This is a genomic window from Pseudomonas sp. FG29, from assembly GCF_057809355.1.
Genome location: NZ_JBMDJU010000022.1, coordinates 16,519 through 35,819, shown reverse-complemented (window position 1 = coordinate 35,819; position 19,301 = coordinate 16,519). Strand labels below are relative to the sequence as shown.

General features: G+C 63.1%; 20 protein-coding genes. 11 read left to right on the top strand and 9 right to left on the bottom strand.

Annotation, left to right across the window (positions count from 1 at the left end; translation table 11 throughout):
* Positions 1-97: 97 nt before the first annotated feature.
* The 3 genes from ACODS1_RS19280 to pedF form a co-directional block, all read right to left on the bottom strand.
* The gene (locus ACODS1_RS19280; protein ID WP_489086931.1) at positions 98-847 is read right to left on the bottom strand and encodes a quinoprotein dehydrogenase-associated SoxYZ-like carrier; all 750 of its coding nucleotides are present in this window, start codon (positions 845-847) and stop codon (positions 98-100) included.
* Positions 848-1,018: 171 nt separating this feature from the next.
* Positions 1,019-1,891 (bottom strand): substrate-binding periplasmic protein, encoded by an 873-nt coding sequence (locus ACODS1_RS19275; protein ID WP_489086965.1) that lies wholly within the window; start codon positions 1,889-1,891, stop codon positions 1,019-1,021.
* 48 nt (positions 1,892-1,939) lie between these two features.
* Entirely contained in the window at positions 1,940-2,362 is a 423-nt protein-coding gene (pedF, locus tag ACODS1_RS19270; RefSeq protein WP_489086930.1) for a cytochrome c-550 PedF, read from the bottom strand.
* A 289-nt stretch (positions 2,363-2,651) separates the two neighbouring features.
* Between pedF and exaA the strand changes: the two genes are divergently transcribed.
* Both exaA and ACODS1_RS19260 read left to right on the top strand, forming a co-directional pair.
* Positions 2,652-4,514 (top strand): quinoprotein ethanol dehydrogenase, encoded by a 1,863-nt coding sequence (exaA, locus tag ACODS1_RS19265; protein WP_489086929.1) that lies wholly within the window; start codon positions 2,652-2,654, stop codon positions 4,512-4,514.
* Between the two features lie 99 nt (positions 4,515-4,613).
* Entirely contained in the window at positions 4,614-5,273 is a 660-nt protein-coding gene (locus ACODS1_RS19260) for a pentapeptide repeat-containing protein (protein ID WP_489086928.1), read from the top strand.
* Positions 5,274-5,505: 232 nt separating this feature from the next.
* On the opposite strand, the gene ACODS1_RS19255 is transcribed toward ACODS1_RS19260, so the two are convergent.
* The 5 genes from ACODS1_RS19255 to ACODS1_RS19235 form a co-directional block, all read right to left on the bottom strand.
* Positions 5,506-6,072, bottom strand: a complete 567-nt coding sequence (locus tag ACODS1_RS19255; protein WP_489086927.1) for a hypothetical protein — start codon at positions 6,070-6,072, stop codon at positions 5,506-5,508.
* A gap of 393 nt (positions 6,073-6,465) precedes the next feature.
* Positions 6,466-7,221 (bottom strand): hypothetical protein, encoded by a 756-nt coding sequence (locus tag ACODS1_RS19250; RefSeq protein ID WP_489086926.1) that lies wholly within the window; start codon positions 7,219-7,221, stop codon positions 6,466-6,468.
* A gap of 292 nt (positions 7,222-7,513) precedes the next feature.
* Positions 7,514-8,164, bottom strand: a complete 651-nt coding sequence (locus ACODS1_RS19245; protein WP_489086925.1) for a response regulator transcription factor — start codon at positions 8,162-8,164, stop codon at positions 7,514-7,516.
* Entirely contained in the window at positions 8,161-9,426 is a 1,266-nt protein-coding gene (locus ACODS1_RS19240) for a HAMP domain-containing sensor histidine kinase (RefSeq protein WP_489086924.1), read from the bottom strand. The genes ACODS1_RS19245 and ACODS1_RS19240 overlap by 4 nt, the downstream gene beginning before the upstream one ends.
* 13 nt (positions 9,427-9,439) lie before the next feature.
* On the bottom strand, positions 9,440-9,877 hold the full coding sequence (locus ACODS1_RS19235) for a cupredoxin domain-containing protein (protein WP_489086923.1): 438 nt from the start codon (positions 9,875-9,877) through the stop codon (positions 9,440-9,442).
* Between the two features lie 225 nt (positions 9,878-10,102).
* Between ACODS1_RS19235 and ACODS1_RS19230 the strand changes: the two genes are divergently transcribed.
* The 7 genes from ACODS1_RS19230 (at position 10,103) to ACODS1_RS19200 (ending at position 16,001) form a co-directional block, all read left to right on the top strand.
* Positions 10,103-11,281, top strand: coding sequence for an ABC transporter substrate-binding protein (locus ACODS1_RS19230; RefSeq protein ID WP_489086922.1), 1,179 nt, complete (start codon positions 10,103-10,105; stop codon positions 11,279-11,281).
* A gap of 148 nt (positions 11,282-11,429) precedes the next feature.
* Positions 11,430-12,395, top strand: coding sequence for a YVTN family beta-propeller repeat protein (locus tag ACODS1_RS19225; protein WP_489086921.1), 966 nt, complete (start codon positions 11,430-11,432; stop codon positions 12,393-12,395).
* Entirely contained in the window at positions 12,392-13,267 is an 876-nt protein-coding gene (locus ACODS1_RS19220; protein ID WP_489086920.1) for an ABC transporter ATP-binding protein, read from the top strand. Before ACODS1_RS19225 ends, ACODS1_RS19220 begins: the two co-directional genes overlap by 4 nt.
* A complete protein-coding gene (locus tag ACODS1_RS19215; protein WP_489086919.1) occupies positions 13,264-14,055 on the top strand; it encodes an ABC transporter permease in 792 nt (263 codons plus the stop codon). The genes ACODS1_RS19220 and ACODS1_RS19215 overlap by 4 nt, the downstream gene beginning before the upstream one ends.
* Positions 14,056-14,273: 218 nt before the next feature.
* Positions 14,274-14,849 (top strand): PQQ-dependent catabolism-associated CXXCW motif protein, encoded by a 576-nt coding sequence (locus tag ACODS1_RS19210; protein ID WP_489086918.1) that lies wholly within the window; start codon positions 14,274-14,276, stop codon positions 14,847-14,849.
* A gap of 23 nt (positions 14,850-14,872) precedes the next feature.
* Positions 14,873-15,538, top strand: a complete 666-nt coding sequence (locus tag ACODS1_RS19205; protein ID WP_322978018.1) for a response regulator transcription factor — start codon at positions 14,873-14,875, stop codon at positions 15,536-15,538.
* Between the two features lie 43 nt (positions 15,539-15,581).
* On the top strand, positions 15,582-16,001 hold the full coding sequence (locus ACODS1_RS19200) for a GNAT family acetyltransferase (RefSeq protein ID WP_489086917.1): 420 nt from the start codon (positions 15,582-15,584) through the stop codon (positions 15,999-16,001).
* 9 nt (positions 16,002-16,010) lie between these two features.
* Here the strand turns inward: ACODS1_RS19200 and ACODS1_RS19195 are convergent, their stop codons facing one another.
* Entirely contained in the window at positions 16,011-16,715 is a 705-nt protein-coding gene (locus ACODS1_RS19195) for a TetR family transcriptional regulator (RefSeq protein WP_489086916.1), read from the bottom strand.
* 116 nt (positions 16,716-16,831) lie between these two features.
* Between ACODS1_RS19195 and ACODS1_RS19190 the strand changes: the two genes are divergently transcribed.
* Both ACODS1_RS19190 and ACODS1_RS19185 read left to right on the top strand, forming a co-directional pair.
* On the top strand, positions 16,832-18,385 hold the full coding sequence (locus ACODS1_RS19190; RefSeq protein WP_489086915.1) for a flavin-containing monooxygenase: 1,554 nt from the start codon (positions 16,832-16,834) through the stop codon (positions 18,383-18,385).
* Positions 18,382-19,269 carry an SDR family NAD(P)-dependent oxidoreductase gene (locus ACODS1_RS19185; RefSeq protein WP_489086914.1) on the top strand — a complete coding sequence of 296 codons (888 nt, stop codon included), beginning with the start codon at positions 18,382-18,384 and terminating at the stop codon, positions 19,267-19,269. Before ACODS1_RS19190 ends, ACODS1_RS19185 begins: the two co-directional genes overlap by 4 nt.
* Positions 19,270-19,301: the final 32 nt, after the last annotated feature.

Here is a 19,301-nt window from a genome sequence, read left to right as displayed (position 1 = left end):
TCGAAATCGAGATTCGCCCCGGGGCGGGGCTCCTACAGACAAGGCGAGTGCTGCTACATCCTGTGGGAGCCGCGCCCCGCGGCGAATGCGCATGCCCTCAGAACTCGGCCTGGAATTCGTTGCCGTTGTTGTCGCGCAACCACAGTTCGGCGTGGCGGTCGCCGTGCAGGTCGAAGGTCAGCGTCGGGTTCTCGCTGACCGCCGGGAACAGCTCCAGGCGCCCCAGCACCTGGCCGTCCGGATCACGCAGTTCGGCCCGTTCGATATAGAACTCGGGAATGCCACCGATCAGGCCGTTATCCATCGGGTGGGACACCTGCAGGCGCAGGCGGCTGTCCTCGCCGCGCACGAAGCGCTTGCCCAGCACCTGGCCCAGGCGCTCCTGCCAGCCGGCTTCGGCACGCACCACGCTGGGCGCCGTGCAGCCACCACCCGCAGCCTCCACCCGTGCCGAGCCGATATGCCAGACGCCATCGTCGGTCAGCACCGCCGCGCGAATCGGCGTGGCCTGCTCGACCCGGATGCGAATGGCCAGGGTCGGCTCCAGCGCGGCGCTGGGGGTGAAATCGACGATACGCGGGATGGGGTTGAGCTCAGCCCAGGCGAGAATGCGTTTGACCTTGCCACGATAAGCGCTGGCGTCGATCTGGATCGGCACCTGGCGCGCGTCTTCGGCGAAAGGCGGCACTTCGAGGCGCACCTGTTCGTCGAAGACGAAGGGCTCGCCGCTCAACAAGCGCTGGTGGTAGTAGTCCCACATCACCGAAGCGACCGGATCGGGGGCAGCGGCTCGCGCCTCCCAGGCCCAGACGAACAGCGCCAGGAACATCAGGCTACGCCAATCCATCGTTCACCTCCGCTGCGGCTGAAACCGCTATCGGGCACCTCCAAAAACTACCTGCGTTGCCATCGCTGCGTTAAAGACAGGCTCAAAATGCTCATTTACAGCTTGTAAACTGCGCTTTTTCGCCTGTCTTTGCCTTGCGCTGGCTGCCTCGCCTACGTTTTTAGAGGCACCCTATTGGTATTGTTCGGGCTTCTCGAAACGCAGGCCGTACTGCCCGTAGAGGCGCTCCAGCGAACCGTCGAGAATCAGTTTTTCAAGCTGTTCTTCCAGGGCATAGGCGAGTTGCCGGTTGCTTTCATGCACCGCCATGCCGATGTCCCAGATCTGCCGGCCCATGTCCGGGTAGGCGTTCTCGGCCAGCGCCAGTTGCGGATCATTGGCATCGTGCAGCAGCCAGTCCACCTCGCCGCGCAGGGCCATCACCGCGTCCACCTCACCGGCACGCATGGCGGCGAAGGCCAGGGTCGGCGACGGGTAATGCCGTGCCTGCGAGCGCAGCAAGCCCTCTCGTGCAGAGCTGAGGTAGAACGACGGCACGCTGTCCACCTCGACGCCAATCGGATGCGTCTGCAAGGCATTGATGCTTGGCACCTCGGCCAGGCGACGGCGATCGAACGCCAGTTGCCAGCGCTCGCGCTGATAGGGGCCGAACATCACCACGCGCTCGTTGACCAGCTCGCCCAGTTCGTTGCGCATCTGCGCGTAGTCACGGTCGTAGGGCACGCGCAGCATCAGGTCGGCCAGCTCGCCCTGGGCGGTGACCCGGCCACGCCAGATGTAGTCGCGCAGGTCGTCGTCGAGCTTCTCACCGGGCGGCGCCCAGATCACCTGCAGCGTCAGGCCCAAGCCTTCGGCCAACGCCTTGGCCAGCTCGTAGTCGACGCCACGCGGCTGGCCCTCCTGCTCGAAGCTGTAGGGCGGGAAGTTCTGGTACAGCGCCACGCGCAACACGCCCTCTTCCATGATGCGGTCGTAGTCACGCACCTGTGCCTGGGCGACGCCCAGGCACAGCAACAGGCTGCCAAACAGGATCAGCCGGCGTATGGCCGCGAAGATCGTGAAGCACGAGCGCAGCAGATTGATCATCAAGCGCTACTCCTCGACGTGCACGCTCTCCAGGTAGCTGCGCACCGCCCACAGGGCTTCCTGGCTCAGGTAATCGGCCATCTTCGGCATGTACACGCGGCCATCGCGCACCGCCCCGTGAATGACCCGCTCCTTGAACCACTCATCACCACTGGCGCCCGTTTCGAGCAGACGCAAGTCAGGGGCGATACCGCCGGACTTGGCTTCCAGGCCGTGGCAGGCGGCGCAGTTCTGGTTGTAGGCCGAGGCGCCAATCTCGATGGCGCGCGGGTTGCCGCGATAGGGGTTTTCGTCCAGCCATTCCTCACCCAACGGCTCCAGACCATCGGTCTTGACCGCTTGCGGCACCACGTCACCGTGCGCCCACAACTGGGTGGAGGCGGCCAGCAGCATCAGGGCCAGGGTGGATTGGATCTTCTTCTTGTTCATGGCTAGAACCTCATCGAATGCACGCCGAACAGCCCGTTACGAGCTTGTGGCGTCCATCTTAGAAAGGCGCCTGCGCACACCGAATCCTGCTTTGGTGGCCGCGCTCTAGTCCCTTGGTAGTAGGGCTTGGGTCGCAGGTTTGCTGATGCCTTGGCAGCAAGGCCAAGTCATGGGCCGGCTGGGAAATCCTCCCGGTGAAGTCGGGAGTTTTTCCGTAGGCGTCGAAGGGGCCGGGTTCCACCATCGGCTTGCCACTGCGGCACTTTCAACTCCAATGGGAAGCACAACCATGACAACAAGAAATCTACCCAGCAGCCCTCGCCCCCTGGCGCTTGCCCTGATGCTGGCCGGCGGCCTGGCGCTGAGCCTGGGCGCGATTGCCAAGCCCGTCACCTGGGACGACATCGCCAACGACCACACCACCACCAGCAACGTGCTGCAGTACGGCATGGGCACCAACGCCCAACGCTGGAGCCCGCTTACCCAGGTCAACGCCGACAACGTGTTCAAGCTGACCCCGGCCTGGAGCTACTCCTTCGGTGACGAAAAGCAGCGCGGCCAGGAGTCGCAGGCCATCATCCATGACGGCGTGGTCTACGTGACCGGCTCCTACTCGCGCGTCTTCGCCCTCGACGCGAAAACCGGCAAGCGCCTGTGGACCTACAATCACCGCCTGCCCGACGACATCCGCCCCTGCTGCGACGTGGTCAACCGTGGCGCCGCCATCTACGGCGACAAGATCTACTTCGGCACCCTCGACGCCCGCGTCGTGGCGCTGAACAAGGACACTGGCAAGGTGGTCTGGAACAAGAAATTCGCCGACCACTCCGCTGGCTACACCATGACCGGCGCACCGACGCTGGTGAAGGACGGCAAGACCGGCAAGGTGCTGCTGATCCACGGCAGCTCCGGCGATGAGTTCGGCGTGGTCGGCCGCCTGTTCGCCCGTGACCCGGACACCGGCGAGGAAGTCTGGATGCGCCCCTTCGTCGAAGGCCACATGGGCCGCCTCAATGGCAAGGACAGCACCCCGACCGGCGACGTGAAAGCACCGAGCTGGCCGGACGATCCCAACTCGCCGACCGGCAAGAAACAGGCCTGGAGCCAGGGCGGCGGCGCACCGTGGCAGAGCGCCAGCTTCGATGCCGAAACCAACACCATCATCGTCGGTGCCGGTAACCCGGCCCCGTGGAACGGCTGGGCGCGTACCAGCGACGGCGGCAACCCGCACGACTACGACAGCCTCTACACCTCCGGCCAGGTCGGCGTCGACCCGAGCACCGGCGAAGTGAAGTGGTTCTACCAGCACACCCCGAACGATGCCTGGGACTTCTCCGGCAACAACGAACTGGTGCTGTTCGACTACAAGGACAAGGACGGCAAGGTCACCAAGGCCACCGCCCACGCCGACCGCAACGGCTTCTTCTACGTGGTCGACCGCGCCAACGGCAAGCTGAAGAACGCCTTCCCCTTCGTCGACAAGATCACCTGGGCCAGTCATATCGACCTGAAGACCGGCCGTCCGGTGGAGAACCCGGGTCAGCGTCCGCCCAAGCCGAAGCCGGGCGAGAGCAAGGGCGAAGCGGTCGAGGTCTCGCCGCCATTCCTCGGCGGCAAGAACTGGAACCCCATGGCCTACAGCCAGGACACCGGCCTGTTCTACGTGCCGGCCAACCACTGGAAGGAGGACTACTGGGCCGAGGAAGCGCACTACAAGAAAGGCTCCGCCTACCTGGGCATGGGCTTTCGCATCAAGCGCCTGTTCGATGACCACGTTGGCATCCTGCGCGCGATGAACCCCACCACCGGCAAGGTCGAGTGGGAGCACAAGGAACGCCTGCCGCTATGGGCCGGCGTGCTCGCGACCAAGGGCAACCTGGTGTTCACCGGCACCGGCGACGGCTACTTCAAGGCCTTCGACGCCAAGAACGGCAAAGAGCTGTGGAAGTTCCAGGTCGGCACCGGGATCATCTCCCCGCCCATCACCTGGGAGCAGGACGGCGAGCAGTACATCGGCGTGACTGCCGGCTACGGCGGCGCGGTGCCGCTGTGGGGCGGCGACATGGCCGAGTTGACCAAGCCGGTCGCCCAGGGTGGTTCCTTCTGGGTGTTCAAGCTGCCGAGCTGGGACAAGGCCAGCGCCCAACGCTGACGGCCCAACGCATGGCGCACCTGGGGTGCGCCATGCGCGCTAACCATGGGAGGGGCTTCAGCCGCGACCGCCCCCCATCCATTCATCCGAGGACTCGCCATGAACTACCTGCCTCTACTCATTCCAGTCGTACTGCTGGTACTCGGCAGCCACGCCATCGGCGCCGAGACCGACAACGACGACGTGCCGCAGATCAACGGCTGCCGCATCGAACCCGACAGCCAGTGCCCCAACGCCAACCTGCGTGGCGCTGACCTGCGCAACCTCGACATGCGCCGCATGAACTTGTCCGGCGCCGATCTCTCCGGCGCCGACCTGCGCCACGCCAACCTCGACCTGGCCAATCTGGAAAAGGCCAAACTGCGCGGCACCAACCTCACCCGCGCCAGCCTGCAACAAAGCAACCTGCGCCTGGCCGACCTCTCCGGCGCCAGCCTGGTGGCTATTGGCGGCTGGGGCCTGTTCGCCCAGGCCGCGCAATTCGAAGGCGCCGACCTGCGCGCTGCCAACCTGGAATTCGCCCGCCTGTCCGGCGCCAAATTGCATGACGCGCAACTGCAAGCCGCCAACCTGGAGATGACCTGGCTGAGCAAGGCCGACCTCAAGGGCGCGCATCTGGAGGATGCCAACCTGCAGGAAGTGAAGCTCGGCGGCGCCAACCTGGAAAACGCCAACCTCAGCGGCGCGCGCACCCGCTTCGGCAACTTCCAGGACGCCAACATGCCCGGCTGCATCGAGTGCCCCAAAGGCTGGGACTGACTCCCGCACTCAACGTTGGGGCTAGCCCGTAGGGTGGGCTTCAGCCCACCACCAACCTCCCACCATCGACCGCCCACCACCCACCAATAGACAATGCAGCCAACAGCAACCCGCGTCCTGGCGGGTTGCACCCGCCCTACGACTGCCCAACCATCGTGTTGCGTAGGGTAGATCGGGGACAACTGGCGCTTTTTCATCCACCACTGGCGGGAGCAACGTCCGGGCTACCGGCTCAATGAAAGACAATGGCCCCATCATTTGCACACATGGAAAATGCCCTCACCCAATCCTTATAAGAGGTACGAAAATACTCGTCAGGATGTTTTGAAGCGGCAGCCTGATACTGAAGGAAGTCCTTATAAACTCTTTTGCATACGACAGGGCCGATGACACCCTCTGCATCAGAGAAATCAATAAGCTCCCAGAATGCTCCTTTCTTGCCATTCCAAACGGCAGCATCGTACCGAAGCTCAGTTTCGCCATTGAATGACTTGTATGGCGTCTGTTCGTAGCCAGCGAGCTTTGCCAACTCATTCCGCCAGTAGTTGTATCCTGTATAGGAGCCTGCCCTGAAGTCGAAGGTCGACTCGTAGCGATATACCTGCCCAGCCGTCAGACCATCGAAACGCTCTACGAAATCCACAGGAGCCAACTGAATTTGATTAGGCTCCAATGGCTCTCCATAACCATCTAATTTTGGTGATGGTACAACAGTTAGTTTTTCGTATGCCGTTACGTCAAGACCAGCATCTGCAAAAATCGGCCATAAGAACACTACGACAGATAACTGACGAAACATGAACACTCCTATCTGAAAACTCTTACTTTCCCACTCTAAGTATGGGAGCCATGCCTAAGACACTCCAAATCGCCAGCAACTTCAAGCTAGCAATGACATGCAAGTATACGAAGAGCGTCGAGAACTGCGAAACGGTGGACAAGCTTCGCGTTGTCCACCCTACTCATACCTTCGCGTAAGGTGGATGACGCTTTTTTCATCCACCATTGCCGGGGGCAACGTCCAGGCTACTTGCTACAAACTCCATCGCATCGCAGGGTGGATCGGGGCGCGTAGCTGACGCTTTTTTCTCCGCCACTGGCGGAGAAATACCCAAGCTACTCGCTGCGGCGAATTTGGATAGCAGCGTAAAATTTGTCCGGCAGCAGCGCCTTGTTAAAGCTTGAGTGGCAATTACTCTTCATCTGCCCCAAAGATTTCGTCTAACTGCTTCCGAACCCAAAAACTTGGAACAACATCCTCCATCACCTCTTCAATATCACCTCGTTCCATATCCATCTTCAACAGTCTTTTGAGCAAAGCTTCCGCATGATGTCTTTCGATATGCCTGACGTAACCCTTGTGTGAAAATATTGATACACGCTTATTAATGCTTAGAACATTTTCCAAAATATCATTTAACACATCCTTATCATCCCGTGCAGGTTCGTCATCCACAGGCTGAGAATCTAAGATACCCTGAATTTCTGCTTCAAGTGAAGGCCACAACGCATCAAAGGAAGTTTCTAAACGACTTTCTTGTACTTTGCCCAGCTCAAGATGCTTATTGATAGTTTTAAGCAATTTAAGAACTTCTGCCTTCTCAAGAGCGGTGTGATTAAGGTGCTTTATCGGTGAACCTGAATCAATATCACGCACTTGTAAATCTATCAGGACTGTGCAGACTCTATTTTCGGTTAAACCTTTGGATAAAGCCCCTGACTCAAACAAAAGCCATGGTTTAGCTTGGTTTTCTTTGGTTACGAAAACCAATCCAAAGTTAGTATCTTTTAATTGCTCAAATATTTCATTTAACCAAATAGAACCACGATCAATATTTTCTGAAGATACCCAAGGCTCGACTGCTTGAATTACACACGGCAACCAATCAGAAAAAGCCATCGCCATTGCATGACTCTTTTTTCCTGACCAGCTAAAAAACGTCTTCATTCCCGATTCCCTCCTAGAGCTTCAACAGTAATTAGATTGCCGGCCATGCTAATCCAATAGCAGAGAAGGCGGTATAACTCCCACACACCTGCCACCAAGAACAACAAACAACCCAAATAAAATCAATATATTGCAAGACATTCCAAGTAGACGAATGCATTCACTTGACCTCCTATTTTCGCTTGCAAACACCGCTTTGCCAGCGAAAACCCCATCTGTGCGGGCGCATAAGGCTAGCAGCAATAGGGTCAGTCTTCCCGCTTACGTACCGCGATAACATATATCTCCCGGCTCAAGCACTCTCTAAACCCACCCGCACCACCCCACTATCAATCGCCAGATACACCAACTCCGCCTGCGAGGCGATCTGCAGTTTGTTCTTCACCAGGGTCTGGTAGTTGGACAGGGTCTTGGCGCTGATGCATAGCTTCTCGGCGATCTGCCGCGGTGGCAGGCCGCGGGCGAGCATGACGAAGATTTCGAACTCGCGCTGGGTGAGTTCGCGCAGGCGTGGGTCGAGGCCATCTGCGCTGGTGGGGTTGCAGGCCAACTGGGTGGCCAGTGGCTGTTCGATATAGGCGTGGCCGGCGGCGGTGCGTTTGACCGCTTCCACCAGCACTTCTGGCGACGAGTTCTTGGTCAGATAGCCGATGGCGCCGGCGTCCAGCGCCTGGCGTACCAGGGGCAGTTCGTCGTGCATGCTGAAGAACAGCACGCGCAGTTGCGGCAGGCGCTGGCGCAGGCGGCGGGTGGTTTCCAGGCCGCTGATGCCAGGCAGGCCAATGTCCATGATCACCAGGTTGGGAATCTCTTCCTGCACCCGTTGCAGGGCCTGTTCGCCGTCGCAGGCTTCGCGCAGTTGCACGTCCGGCAACAGGGCGCGCAGCAGGCTGGCGTAGCCCTGGCGCACCACGGCGTGATCGTCCACCAGCAGAATCTTCATGACGTTGCCTCCAGGGGAATGTTCAGGCACAGCGCCCAACCCGCTTGCGGCCGACTGTGCAGGCGTAGCTCGCCACCGAGGCTGCGGCTGCGTTCGCGCATCGAGCGCAGGCCGATGCCGGGGCGCAGCGGCAATGCGGTGCCCTGGCCGTTGTCGCGCACCAGCAACCGCAGGCCCTGGCCACGGCGTTGCAGGCGAATGCGCACTTCGCTGGCATCGGCATGGCGGGCCACATTGGTCAGCGCCTCCTGCACCAGGCGATAGAGATGGGCCTTGCTCGCCAGCGGCAGGCTCGGCAGTCGCTCGCCCAGTTGCAGGCAGCAGCGAATGCCTTGTGCCTGCTGCCAGTCGGCGGCCAGTTGCTGCAGCGCCGGGCCCAGCTCCAGGCGCTCCAGCACCACCGGGTAGAGGTCGCGGATAAGGCTGCGAAAGCCCTGCTGCAGACGCTCGCAGTTGTCGTCGAGCAGGCGCGCGGTGTCTTGCACCTGTTGCGGGCGGTCGGCGATCACCTTGAGCAGGCAGGCCTGGGCGCGAATGCCGCTGAGGTATTGGCCGAGGTCGTCGTGCAGGGTCTGGCCAAGGCGTGTGCGCTCGCGCTCCTGCAGCTCCAACAGGGATTGGGTCAGTTCGGCGTTGTCCGCCTGCACCTGCTGCAGGGTGGTGGCCATGCCATTGAAGTGCGTCGCAAGATGCTTGGCCTCGGCCAGACCGTGATCGCGCAAGCGTGTATCGAAGTGGCCAGCGCCGACTTCGCGCAGCCCGGCGAGCAGTTCGTCCAGCACACGGCGGGCACGGCGCACGGCAAAACGAATGGTGAGCAGGCTGAGGATCAGGGCGAAGGCGCTGAGCAACAGCAGTTGCAGCAGCGAATCCTGGATTTCCTCGATCTCGTCGAAGGGGTCGAGGGCGATGTGCAGCTCGCGGCCATCGGCCAGCGGCCAGGCATCGCTCACCAGCGTCGTCGAACCCAGCAGGCGTTCGGCGATCCAGCGCTCGACCAGGCTCTTGCTCTGCGCCACGGGCTGCTCGCCGGGGCGCAGCCAGCTCACGCGAATATGCCGCAGGTTCTCGGTCAGTTCCGGGCGCAGGCTGCCGGGATTGGTGCGCGCCACTTCGCCAAGGTATTCCACCACCGCCTCGGCAGCCTGCAGCTCACGCTGCACGTCATGGCTGGCCTGGCGCAGCAGCAACGCCAACCCGGCCAGGGTCACCAGCACAAAGAGCAGGCTGACCACCAGGTTGATACGGCCGAGGGCACTCATCTACGTGACCACGCTACTTGACCACGAAGTAGCCGAGCATGCCCTTGCCTTCCAGGCCCTTGGCGTAGAAGCGGTATTTGCCCGGCTTGACCGGCAGGAAGAAGATTTCCGCCTCGCCAGCCTCCTCGAATTCCAGTTCGGTGAGGGTCATGGCCTTGACCTCCACACCGCCGGCCTCGACCTTGCGCAGGTAGATCGACGTGGCGAACTCCGGCGCCTGGAAGGCGTATTCCTTCTGGCCGTTGGAGATGACCTTGAGCTGGTAGGCCTGGCCGGTTTCCAGCTGGTATTCGCTCTGCGACATGAAGTAGTCACTGTCGTCGCTGCCCAGCACCAGATCGGGCAACGCGATTGGGCGGCGGGTCATGTCGCCAGCGGCGTGCAACTGGTCGACGCCGAGCAGGCTGATGATCAGCAATAGCGGCAGCAGCAGAGCCTTGAAGATACGCATGGCGGTCACCTGTTCTTGTTATTGGGCAGTGCCTGCCATGCTAGGAAGTAACGGTGCGCATCGGGTTACTACCTTGGTACTGCCGGGCTGGTACTTTGGGCCGGTTGGCGGCGCCAATTGGCGTGACGGACTACGACCTTCGTACGTGGCGGGCGCTACCTTGGGCATATTTCCCGTGCCTGTTGCGCTTCCTATGCTGGCGGCATCCTCCGATGGAGCCGCCCCATGCGCCCGCTCAGCCACGTTCTGCTATGCCTCGTCGCCAGCCTTGGCCTGACCCTGAGCGCCAGCGCGGACGAGCTGCAGGTGCGCATCGGCTACCTGGCGCATCAGCCGCCGCGCGGGCCGCTGCTGTCCAACATCATTCCCGAACCCAACGATGCCGGCCGCCGTGGCGCCGAGCTGGCGATCATCGACAGCAACAGCACCGGGCGCTTCCTCAAGCAGCAGTTCGAGTTGCAGAGCGCCGAGAGCGACCAGGCCGACGAGCTGCTCGCCGCTGCCGAACGCCAGCACCAGGCGGGCATTCGCCTGTTCGTGGTCAACGCCCCGGCCGCCACCCTGCGCCAGCTCAGCCAGCGCCTGCCGGACAGCCTGCTGTTCAATGCCGGCAGCGCCGACGATGGCCTGCGCCGCGAGCAGTGCCTGGGCAACGTGCTGCACACCCTGCCCAGCCGCGCCATGCTGGCCGATGCCTTGGCGCAGTTTCTCGCCGTGCGCAAATGGACGCGCTGGCTGCTGGTGACTGGCAACACCGAGGACGACAGCGCCTACGCCGGCGCACTCAAGCGCGCGGCCAAACGCTTCGGCCACAAGATCGTCGCCGAGAAGCCGTGGAGCTTCGACAACGACCAACGGCGCAGCGCTCAGGCAGAGATGCCGCTGTTCACCCAGGCCGGCGAATACGACGTGGTGCTGGTGGCCGACGAGCGCGGCGACTTCGGCGAATACCTGCCCTACAACACCTGGCTGCCGCGCCCGGTGGCCGGCACCCAGGGCCTGACCCCGACCGCCTGGCACAAGACGGTGGAAACCTTCGGCGCCGCGCAGTTGCAGAAACGCTTCGAGGAGTTGGCAGGACGCTGGATGAATGACCGCGACTTCGCCGCCTGGATGGCCGTGCGCAGCATCGCCGCCGCTGTGACCAAGCTGCGCGGCGCCGAGCCGCAGGCCATTCGCACGCTGGCGCTGTCCGCCGACCTACCGCTGGACGGCTTCAAGGGCCGCAAGCTCAGTTTTCGCCCGTGGAATGGCGAACTGCGCCAACCCATCGAGCTGGTGCACCCGCGCGCGCTGGTCAGTACTTCGCCGCAGGATGGCTTCCTCCACCCCAGCAACGAAATGGACAGCCTCGGCTACGACCAGCCGGAGGTGAGTTGTGATCTGGCGGGTATGTCCCTGTAGGAGAACACCTGTGGGAGGGGCTTTAGCCGCGACAGTCGCCGCTGCGACTGCAAGGATGCAGGAGGTAGAGCGAAGCAGGATGCCCGAGCCGAAAGCGCCTCCCACAAAAGCACCGGCTGCCAACAACTACAACAAGAGGATCAACCCCATGCGCCTGACCCGACTCGCCTGCGCCGTCGCCTTCGGCCTGGCCTGCCACTCGGCCCTTGCCGCCACAGCCTACGTGTCCAACGAGAAGGATGACAGCATCAGCGTCATCGACCTCGACAGCCTCGAAGTCACCGCCACCCTCGACGTCGGCATGCGCCCGCGCGGGCTGCTGTTGTCTTCCGACAACAAGCTTTTGTACATCTGCGCCAGCGACTCGGATCGCGTGCAGGTGATGGATCTGGCCACGCGCAAGATCATCAAGGAGCTGCCCTCCGGCGCCGACCCCGAACAGTTCGCCCTGCACCCCAACGACCGTTGGCTGTACATCTCCAACGAGGACGATGCGCTGGTCACGGTGGTCGACACGCAGAGCGACGAGGTGCTGGCGCAGATCGACGTGGGTGTTGAGCCCGAAGGCATGGCGGTGAGCCCGGACGGCAAGTGGGCGGTCAACACCAGCGAAACCACCAACATGCTGCACTGGATCGACACCAGCACTCAGCAACTGGTGGACAACACCCTGGTCGACCAGCGCCCGCGCCACGTCGAGTTCGACAAGGACGGCAAGCGCCTGTGGGCCTCGGCCGAAATCGGCGGCACGGTGACGGTGGTCGATGTGGACTCGCGTCAGGTGCTCAAGGTGCTCAAGTTCGCCATCAAGGGCGTGCACCCGGACAAGGTGCAGCCGGTCGGGGTCAAGCTGACCGATGACGGCAAGTACGCCTTCGTCGCCCTCGGCCCGGCCAACCATGTGGCCGTGGTGGATGCCAAGACCTACGAGGTTCTCGACTACCTGCTGGTGGGCCGACGCGTCTGGCACCTGGCCTTCACTCCGGATCAGAAGCGCCTGCTGACCACCAATGGCGTCAGCGGCGACGTGTCGGTGATCGACGTCGACAGCCTCAAGGTGACCAAGTCGATCAAGGTCGGTCGCTACCCCTGGGGCGTGGTGGTGACGCCATGAACGCCTTGGAGGTGAGCGGTGTCGGTTTCGCCTATGGTGCCCGCCAGGCCTTGAATGATCTGGCTTTCGAACTGGCGCCGGGGCGTTTCGGCGCCCTGCTCGGCCCCAACGGCGCCGGCAAGTCCACGCTGATCGCCCTGCTCACCCGCCTGTACGACCTGCAGCAGGGCGATATCCGCATCTTCGGCCACAGCCTACGCAATGAGCCGCGCCAGGCGCTGCGCCAGCTCGGCGTGGTGTTTCAGCAAAGCACGCTGGATCTCGACCTGTCGGTGCAACAGAACCTCGCCTACCACGCTGCACTGCACGGCATGCCGCGCCGCGAGGCACAGGCGCGTATCGACGAGGAGCTGCTGCGCCAGGATCTCGCCGAACGCCGCCACGACAAGGTGCGCACGCTCAACGGCGGCCACCGCCGCCGCGTGGAGATTGCCCGCGCCCTGCTCCATCAGCCGCGCCTGCTGCTGCTCGACGAGGCCAGCGCCGGGCTCGACCCGGCCAGCCGCCTGGCGCTCGGTCGCCACGTGCGCAACCTGTGCCGCGAGCAGGGCTTGTGCGTGCTGTGGACGACCCACTTGCTGGATGAGATCGAGTCCAGCGATGACCTGCTGATCCTCCATCGTGGCGAGCGCGTGGCCTGGGGCAAGGCCAGCCAGTTCGGCGACGACCTGGCCATCAGCTTCGCCCGCCTGACCGGCGACGAGGCGCTGGGTCGGGGGCATGTGCGTGAGGCTCTGCGGCCGAACGGTGGGAGGGGCTTTAGCCGCGAGATCCACCATATCGAAGAGCTCGCGGCTAAAGCGGAGCGCCGCCCGGCCACCCCCACTCCGTCCACACTACCCACAGATTCCACAACGGAGCCACACCCATGACCGCCTACTGGGAATGCCTGCGCGGCATCGTCCTGCGCGAATGGCTGCGCTTCGTGCTACAGCGCTCGCGCTTTCTCAGCTCGCTGGTGCGCCCGCTGCTCTGGCTACTGGTGTTCGCCGCCGGCTTCCGCGCCGCGCTGGGCATCGCCATCATCGAGCCGTACGACACCTACATCACCTACGACACCTATATCGTGCCGGGCCTGGCCTGCATGATCCTGCTGTTCAACGGCATGCAGGGCTCGCTGTCGATGGTCTACGACCGCGAGATGGGCAGCATGCGTGTGCTACTCACCAGCCCGCTGCCGCGCGCCTTTTTGCTGGTGGCCAAGCTGCTGGCCACAGCGCTGATCTCGCTGCTGCAGGTCTATGCCTTCCTCGTCATCGCCTGGGTGTATGGCGTGCAACCGCCGGCCTGGGGCCTGCTCGCCGCGCTGCCGGCGCTGCTGCTGGTGGCGCTGCTGCTCAGTGCGCTGGGGCTGCTGCTGTCCAACGGCATCCGGCAACTAGAGAACTTCGCCGGGGTGATGAATTTCGTAATCTTCCCGATGTTCTTCCTGTCGTCTGCGCTGTATCCGCTGTGGAAGATGCGCGAGTCCAGCGAGTGGCTGTACTGGCTGTGCGCGTTCAACCCTTTCACCCATGCCGTGGAGCTGGTGCGCAACGCGCTGTACCTGCGCTTGCAGGTCGAGGCGCTGGCGGTATGCAGCGGCCTGACGCTGCTGCTCACCCTGCTCGCCGTGGCCACCTTCAACCCGCAGCACGCGGCGCTGCGCAAGGCGGGATAGGCAACGAACACATGCAAAAAATCGCGACGCCGACCGCTCTCCGACGCACACATCCGTAGGGCGGGTGCAACCCGCCAATGGCGCGGCAGGCGGGTTACACCCGCCCTACCCACTGACCGCTCTACTACTTTGGTACTGGTTTTCCTCTCCATCGTAGAATTCCCAAGCCTGCGACCATGGCCTGTAATACCGGCACAACAATAAGTAGAGACCTTGCCATGAAGTACCGTCTGCCCGTGCAAGCAGGCCTGATGCTCGCCTCCTTGCTGTTGGTCTGCATCGTGCGTGCCGAAGCCCTGTTCGATGCCGACGGCTATCGCAGCAGCCAATACCGCAGTCCCACGCCGACCAGCCTGGACGGCGTGCAGATCCTCGATACCCCCGCGCTGCAGAAGCTGCTCAGCGAACGCCCCGACACACGGCTGATCGACGTCTACCGGCGCCCGTTCGTGCAGGATCGCTTCGTCGAGGACGCGCCTCATGCCAACCTGCCAGGCAGCCTGTGGCTGGCCAATGTCGGCGACGGCAATCTGGCCCGACAGTGGCAACGCTATTTCACCTACTACCTGCACCAGCAGAGCCGTGGCGACGTGCGCCAGCCCTTCGTATTCTACTGCCGCTCCGACTGCTGGCTGAGCTGGAACGCCGCGCGCCGCGCCCATGCCATGGGCTATCGCCAGCTCTACTGGTACCGTGACGGCGTCGATGCCTGGGAACAGGCCGGCCTGCCGCTGGTACCCGCCCAACCTGCGGAACTGCCTGCTGCTTTCCTCACGCCCACCGCCACCCCATAATCACAACAACGAGGTGCAAGGCCATGTACAAGATTCTGATTGCCGACGACCATCCGCTGTTTCGTGAAGCCATTCATAACGTCATCGCCGACGGTTTTCCCGGCAGCGAGATCATGGAAACCGCCGACCTGGACAGCGCCCTGGAGCTGACCCAGAGCCACGACGACCTGGATCTGATCCTGCTCGACCTGAACATGCCCGGCATGCATGGGCTGGGCGGCCTGATCAACCTGCGCAACGAGGCGCCGACCATCCCGGTGGTGATCGTTTCTGCCGAGCAGGACAAGCAGGTGGTGCTGCAGGCCATCACCTACGGCGCGGTGGGTTTCATCACCAAATCCTCGCCACGGGCGCAGATGACCGATGCCATCGGCCAGATCCTCGATGGCAACGTCTACTTGCCGCCGGACATCATCCGTACGCAAAAAAGCGGCAGTTCGCGCCAGCACCACGACAACCCAAGCATCGCCCCGGAGCTGCTGCAGGCGCTGACGCGCAAGCAACTGCTGGTGCTCGAACGCATGACCAAGGGCGAGTCGAACAAGCAGATCGCCTACAGCCTGGATATCGCCGAAACCACGGTCAAAGCCCACGTTTCCGCCATTTTGCGCAAGCTCGGCGTGCATAACCGCGTGCAGGCAATTCTCTCAGCCGGCGACATCGACTTCGCCGCCTACCTGCGGCGCTGAGCGGCGTGCTAAAACGGCGATTTCATTCTCTGGAGTCGCTCCAATGCTGATCCGCCCCTTCCAACTGGCCGACGAAGCCGCCGTTATCGATCTCTGGCGGCGCTGCGACCTGATCCGCCCGTGGAACGATCCGTTCAAGGACATCCAGCGCAAGCTCGCGGTGCAGCCCGAGTTGTTCCTGCTCGGGGAAATCGACGGCACCCTGGTCGCCTCGGCCATGGCGGGCTACGAGGGGCATCGCGGCTGGATCAACTACCTGGCGGTGTGCCCCGAGCGGCGCAAGCAGGGCCTGGCGCGGCAACTGATGCAGCATATCGAGGAGAAGATGCTCGCCCTCGGCTGCCCCAAGCTGAGCCTGCTGGTGCGCAACACCAACCACGAGGCCCTGGCCTTCTACGAACGCCTCGGCTATCAGATCGATGCCTCGGTCAGCCTGGGCAAGCGCCTGATCAGTGACGAGTGATGCGCCACTTCAGATGCGCAACTGCCCCAGGCTCTGCAGCACGCTGGCGCCGGTGAACAGCATCAGCACCTGCTCCTCGGCCAGCATACGAATGGCTTCACGCTGCTGCGGCTGGCCGATGTAGTCCAGCGACAGCTCGAACAGGTTGCGGCTGATCAGGCCCGACACCTGGCGCACCGTGCCCTCGCCCACCATCGCCGGCAGCAGCTTGAACTCGATGATGTCCTCCGCCATGTCGTTGGCGAAATCGTCCATCACCTGGCGCAGCGCCTCGCGCAGCAGCGGCGAGGCGCCATGCAGCTCGCGTACACCGATGATGAAGGCTTCGGGGTGCTCGGCCACGAAGTCGAAGAACAACGTCACCGTCTCATGGCAGACCCGCCGCCCTCGGCCCAGATCGATCCCCAGCAATCGCTGCAGCATCGGCCCTTCGTCCTTGACCGCGCGTTGGGCCGCCTCACGGCGCAGATCACGCAGGGGCTGGCGCAACAGCGTGGAAATTTCGCCGATCAGCGTCAGGCCCAGGTCATCGACATCACGAAAGTGCCGGTAGAAGGTGTTGGGGTTCAGCCCGGCCTCGCGCGCCAGCTCACGCAGGCCCAGACTGCTCAGGCTGCGCTGGGTTGAGGTGAGACGTAACGCGGCCTCCAGCAGCAGCCGCTTGCCCGGCGCCTCGCTGGCTCGTTCGCGGATCGTTTTGCCCTCGTCGTGCATCGCGGCCCCTACCTTAGGTTGGCTTGTCGGTTGGCTGGATTGCCAGGGAGTATACACATGTCTACCTTGGTAGACAGATGTAGACACCCATAAGAACGACAAGCAGGAGTCACCCCATGAACGCGTCCGTGTCCCCTCCACCGGCACCGCGCCATTGCAAGATCGCCATTCTCGGCAGTGGTTTTTCCGGCCTAGGCATGGCCATCCGCCTCAAGCAGCAGGGCGAACAGGACTTCCTGCTGTTCGAGAAGGAAACAGGTGTCGGCGGTACCTGGCGCGTGAACAATTACCCGGGCTGCGGCTGCGACGTGCAATCGCACCTGTATTCCTTCTCCTTCGAGCCGAACCCGAACTGGACGCGCATGTTCGCCAAGCAGCCGGAAATCAAGGGTTACCTGGAAGGCTGCTGGGAGAAGTACCGCCTGCAGGACAAGACCCTGCTGGGTACCGAGGTGGTGCAGATCCGCTGGGACGAGCAAACCGAGCTGTGGCAGTTGCAGGATCGCGCCGGTAACCGCTACAGCGCGCAGTTCGTGGTATCGGGCATGGGCGCGCTGTCGACGCCGTCGATTCCCAAGCTCAAGGGATTGGAGAGCTTCACCGGCGAGGTCTTCCATTCGCAGCAGTGGAACCATGACTACGACCTGACCGGCAAGCGCGTGGCGGTGATCGGCACCGGCGCCTCGGCCATCCAGTTCGTGCCGCAGATTCAGAAGCAGGTCGCCCGCCTCGACCTCTACCAACGCACCGCGCCGTGGATCATGCCCAAGCCGGATCGCGCCATTCGCGATGGCGAGCGCAGCCGCTTCAAGCGCTTCCCGCTGGCGCAGAAGCTCTGGCGTGGCGCCCTTTACGGCATCCTCGAAAGCCGGGTGATCGCCTTCGCCTTCGCCCCGCGCCTGCTGCGCATGGCCCAGGGCATCGCCAAGCTGTACATCAAGAAGCAGATCAAGGATCCGACGCTGCGCGCCAAGGTGACCCCGGACTACACCATGGGTTGCAAGCGCGTGCTGATCTCCAACGACTATTACCCAGCGCTGACCCAGACCAATGTCGAGGTGATCACCGATGGCGTCGCCGAGATCCTGCCGAACGGCGTACGCACGGCCGATGGCCAGACGCGCGAGGTGGACGCCATCATCTTCGGCACCGGCTTCACCCCCAGCGATCCGCTGCCACGCGGCACGGTATTCGGCCGCGGCGGTGTCGATCTGCTCGACACCTGGCCCGAGGGCCCGGAAGCCTACAAGGGCACCATGACTGCCGGTTTCCCCAACCTGTTCTTCCTCATGGGGCCGAACACGGGTCTGGGCCACAACTCGATGGTGTACATGATCGAATCGCAGATCACCTACGTGCTCGGCGCCCTGAGCCAGCTCGAAGAAGGTCGGCTGCAGAGTCTTGAGCCCAAGCGCGAGGTGCAGGAGGCGTTCAACCGCAAGATTCAGGGAGCAGCCCGCAATACCGTGTGGAATGCCGGCGGCTGCATGAGCTGGTACCTGCACCCGGTCAGCGGGCGCAACTGCACGGTATGGCCGGGCTTTACCTGGCGCTTTCGCATGCTCACCCGCCACTTCGATCCCGAGGCCTATCACTTCAGCCGCCGCAATGCCGTACACCCGGCGCAGAGCGATGCCCTGATTCACGACGCCCAGGAGGCCACCGCATGAAATCCTTCGAAGGCAAAGTAGCTGCCATCACTGGCGCCGGTTCCGGTATCGGCCGCGCCCTCGCCTATCACCTGGCCCGCCAGGGCTGCCACCTGGCGCTCTCGGACGTGAACGTCGAAGGGCTCGGAGAAACCGCCGAACAGGCACGCCGGCTCGGCGTCACCGTCAGCGCGACCCCGGTCGATGTCGCCGACCGCGCTGCGGTGCAAGCCTGGGCGGAACAGGTGGTGAACGAGTTCGGGCGGGTCAATGCCATCTTCAACAATGCCGGCGTGGCACAGGGCGGCACGGTAGAAGGCAACGACTACGCCGACTACGAGTGGATCATGGGCATCAATTTCTGGGGCGTGGTCAACGGCACCAAGGCCTTCCTGCCGCACCTCAAGGCCAGCGGCGAGGGCCATGTGATCAACGTCTCCAGCGTCTTCGGCCTGTTCGCCCAACCCGGCATGAGCGGCTACAACGCCAGCAAGTTCGCCGTGCGCGGCTTCACCGAGTCGCTGCGCCAGGAGCTGGACATGGCGCGTTGCGGCGTCTCCGCCAGTTGCGTGCACCCGGGCGGCATCCGCACCAACATCGCCAAGACCGCGCGGATGAACGACAGCCTGGCCAAGGTCACCGGGCAGGACGCCGAGCAGGCGCGCCAGCAGTTCAACGACCAGTTGCTGCGCACCACGCCGGAACAGGCTGCCAAGGTCATCGTCAATGGCGTGCTGGCCAACAAGCGGCGCATCCTGATCGGCGGCGACGCCCATGCCCTGGACTGGATGCAACGCAGCCTGCCAGCGGCGTACCAGCGCCTGGTCACCTTCAGCATGGCCATGGCGGCACGCTTCGCGCCCAAGCCACGACGCGTGGACAAGGTGCGCGAAGCGACCGAGTAAGCGCCGAGGGGGCGACGCAGGGCCGGCTCATG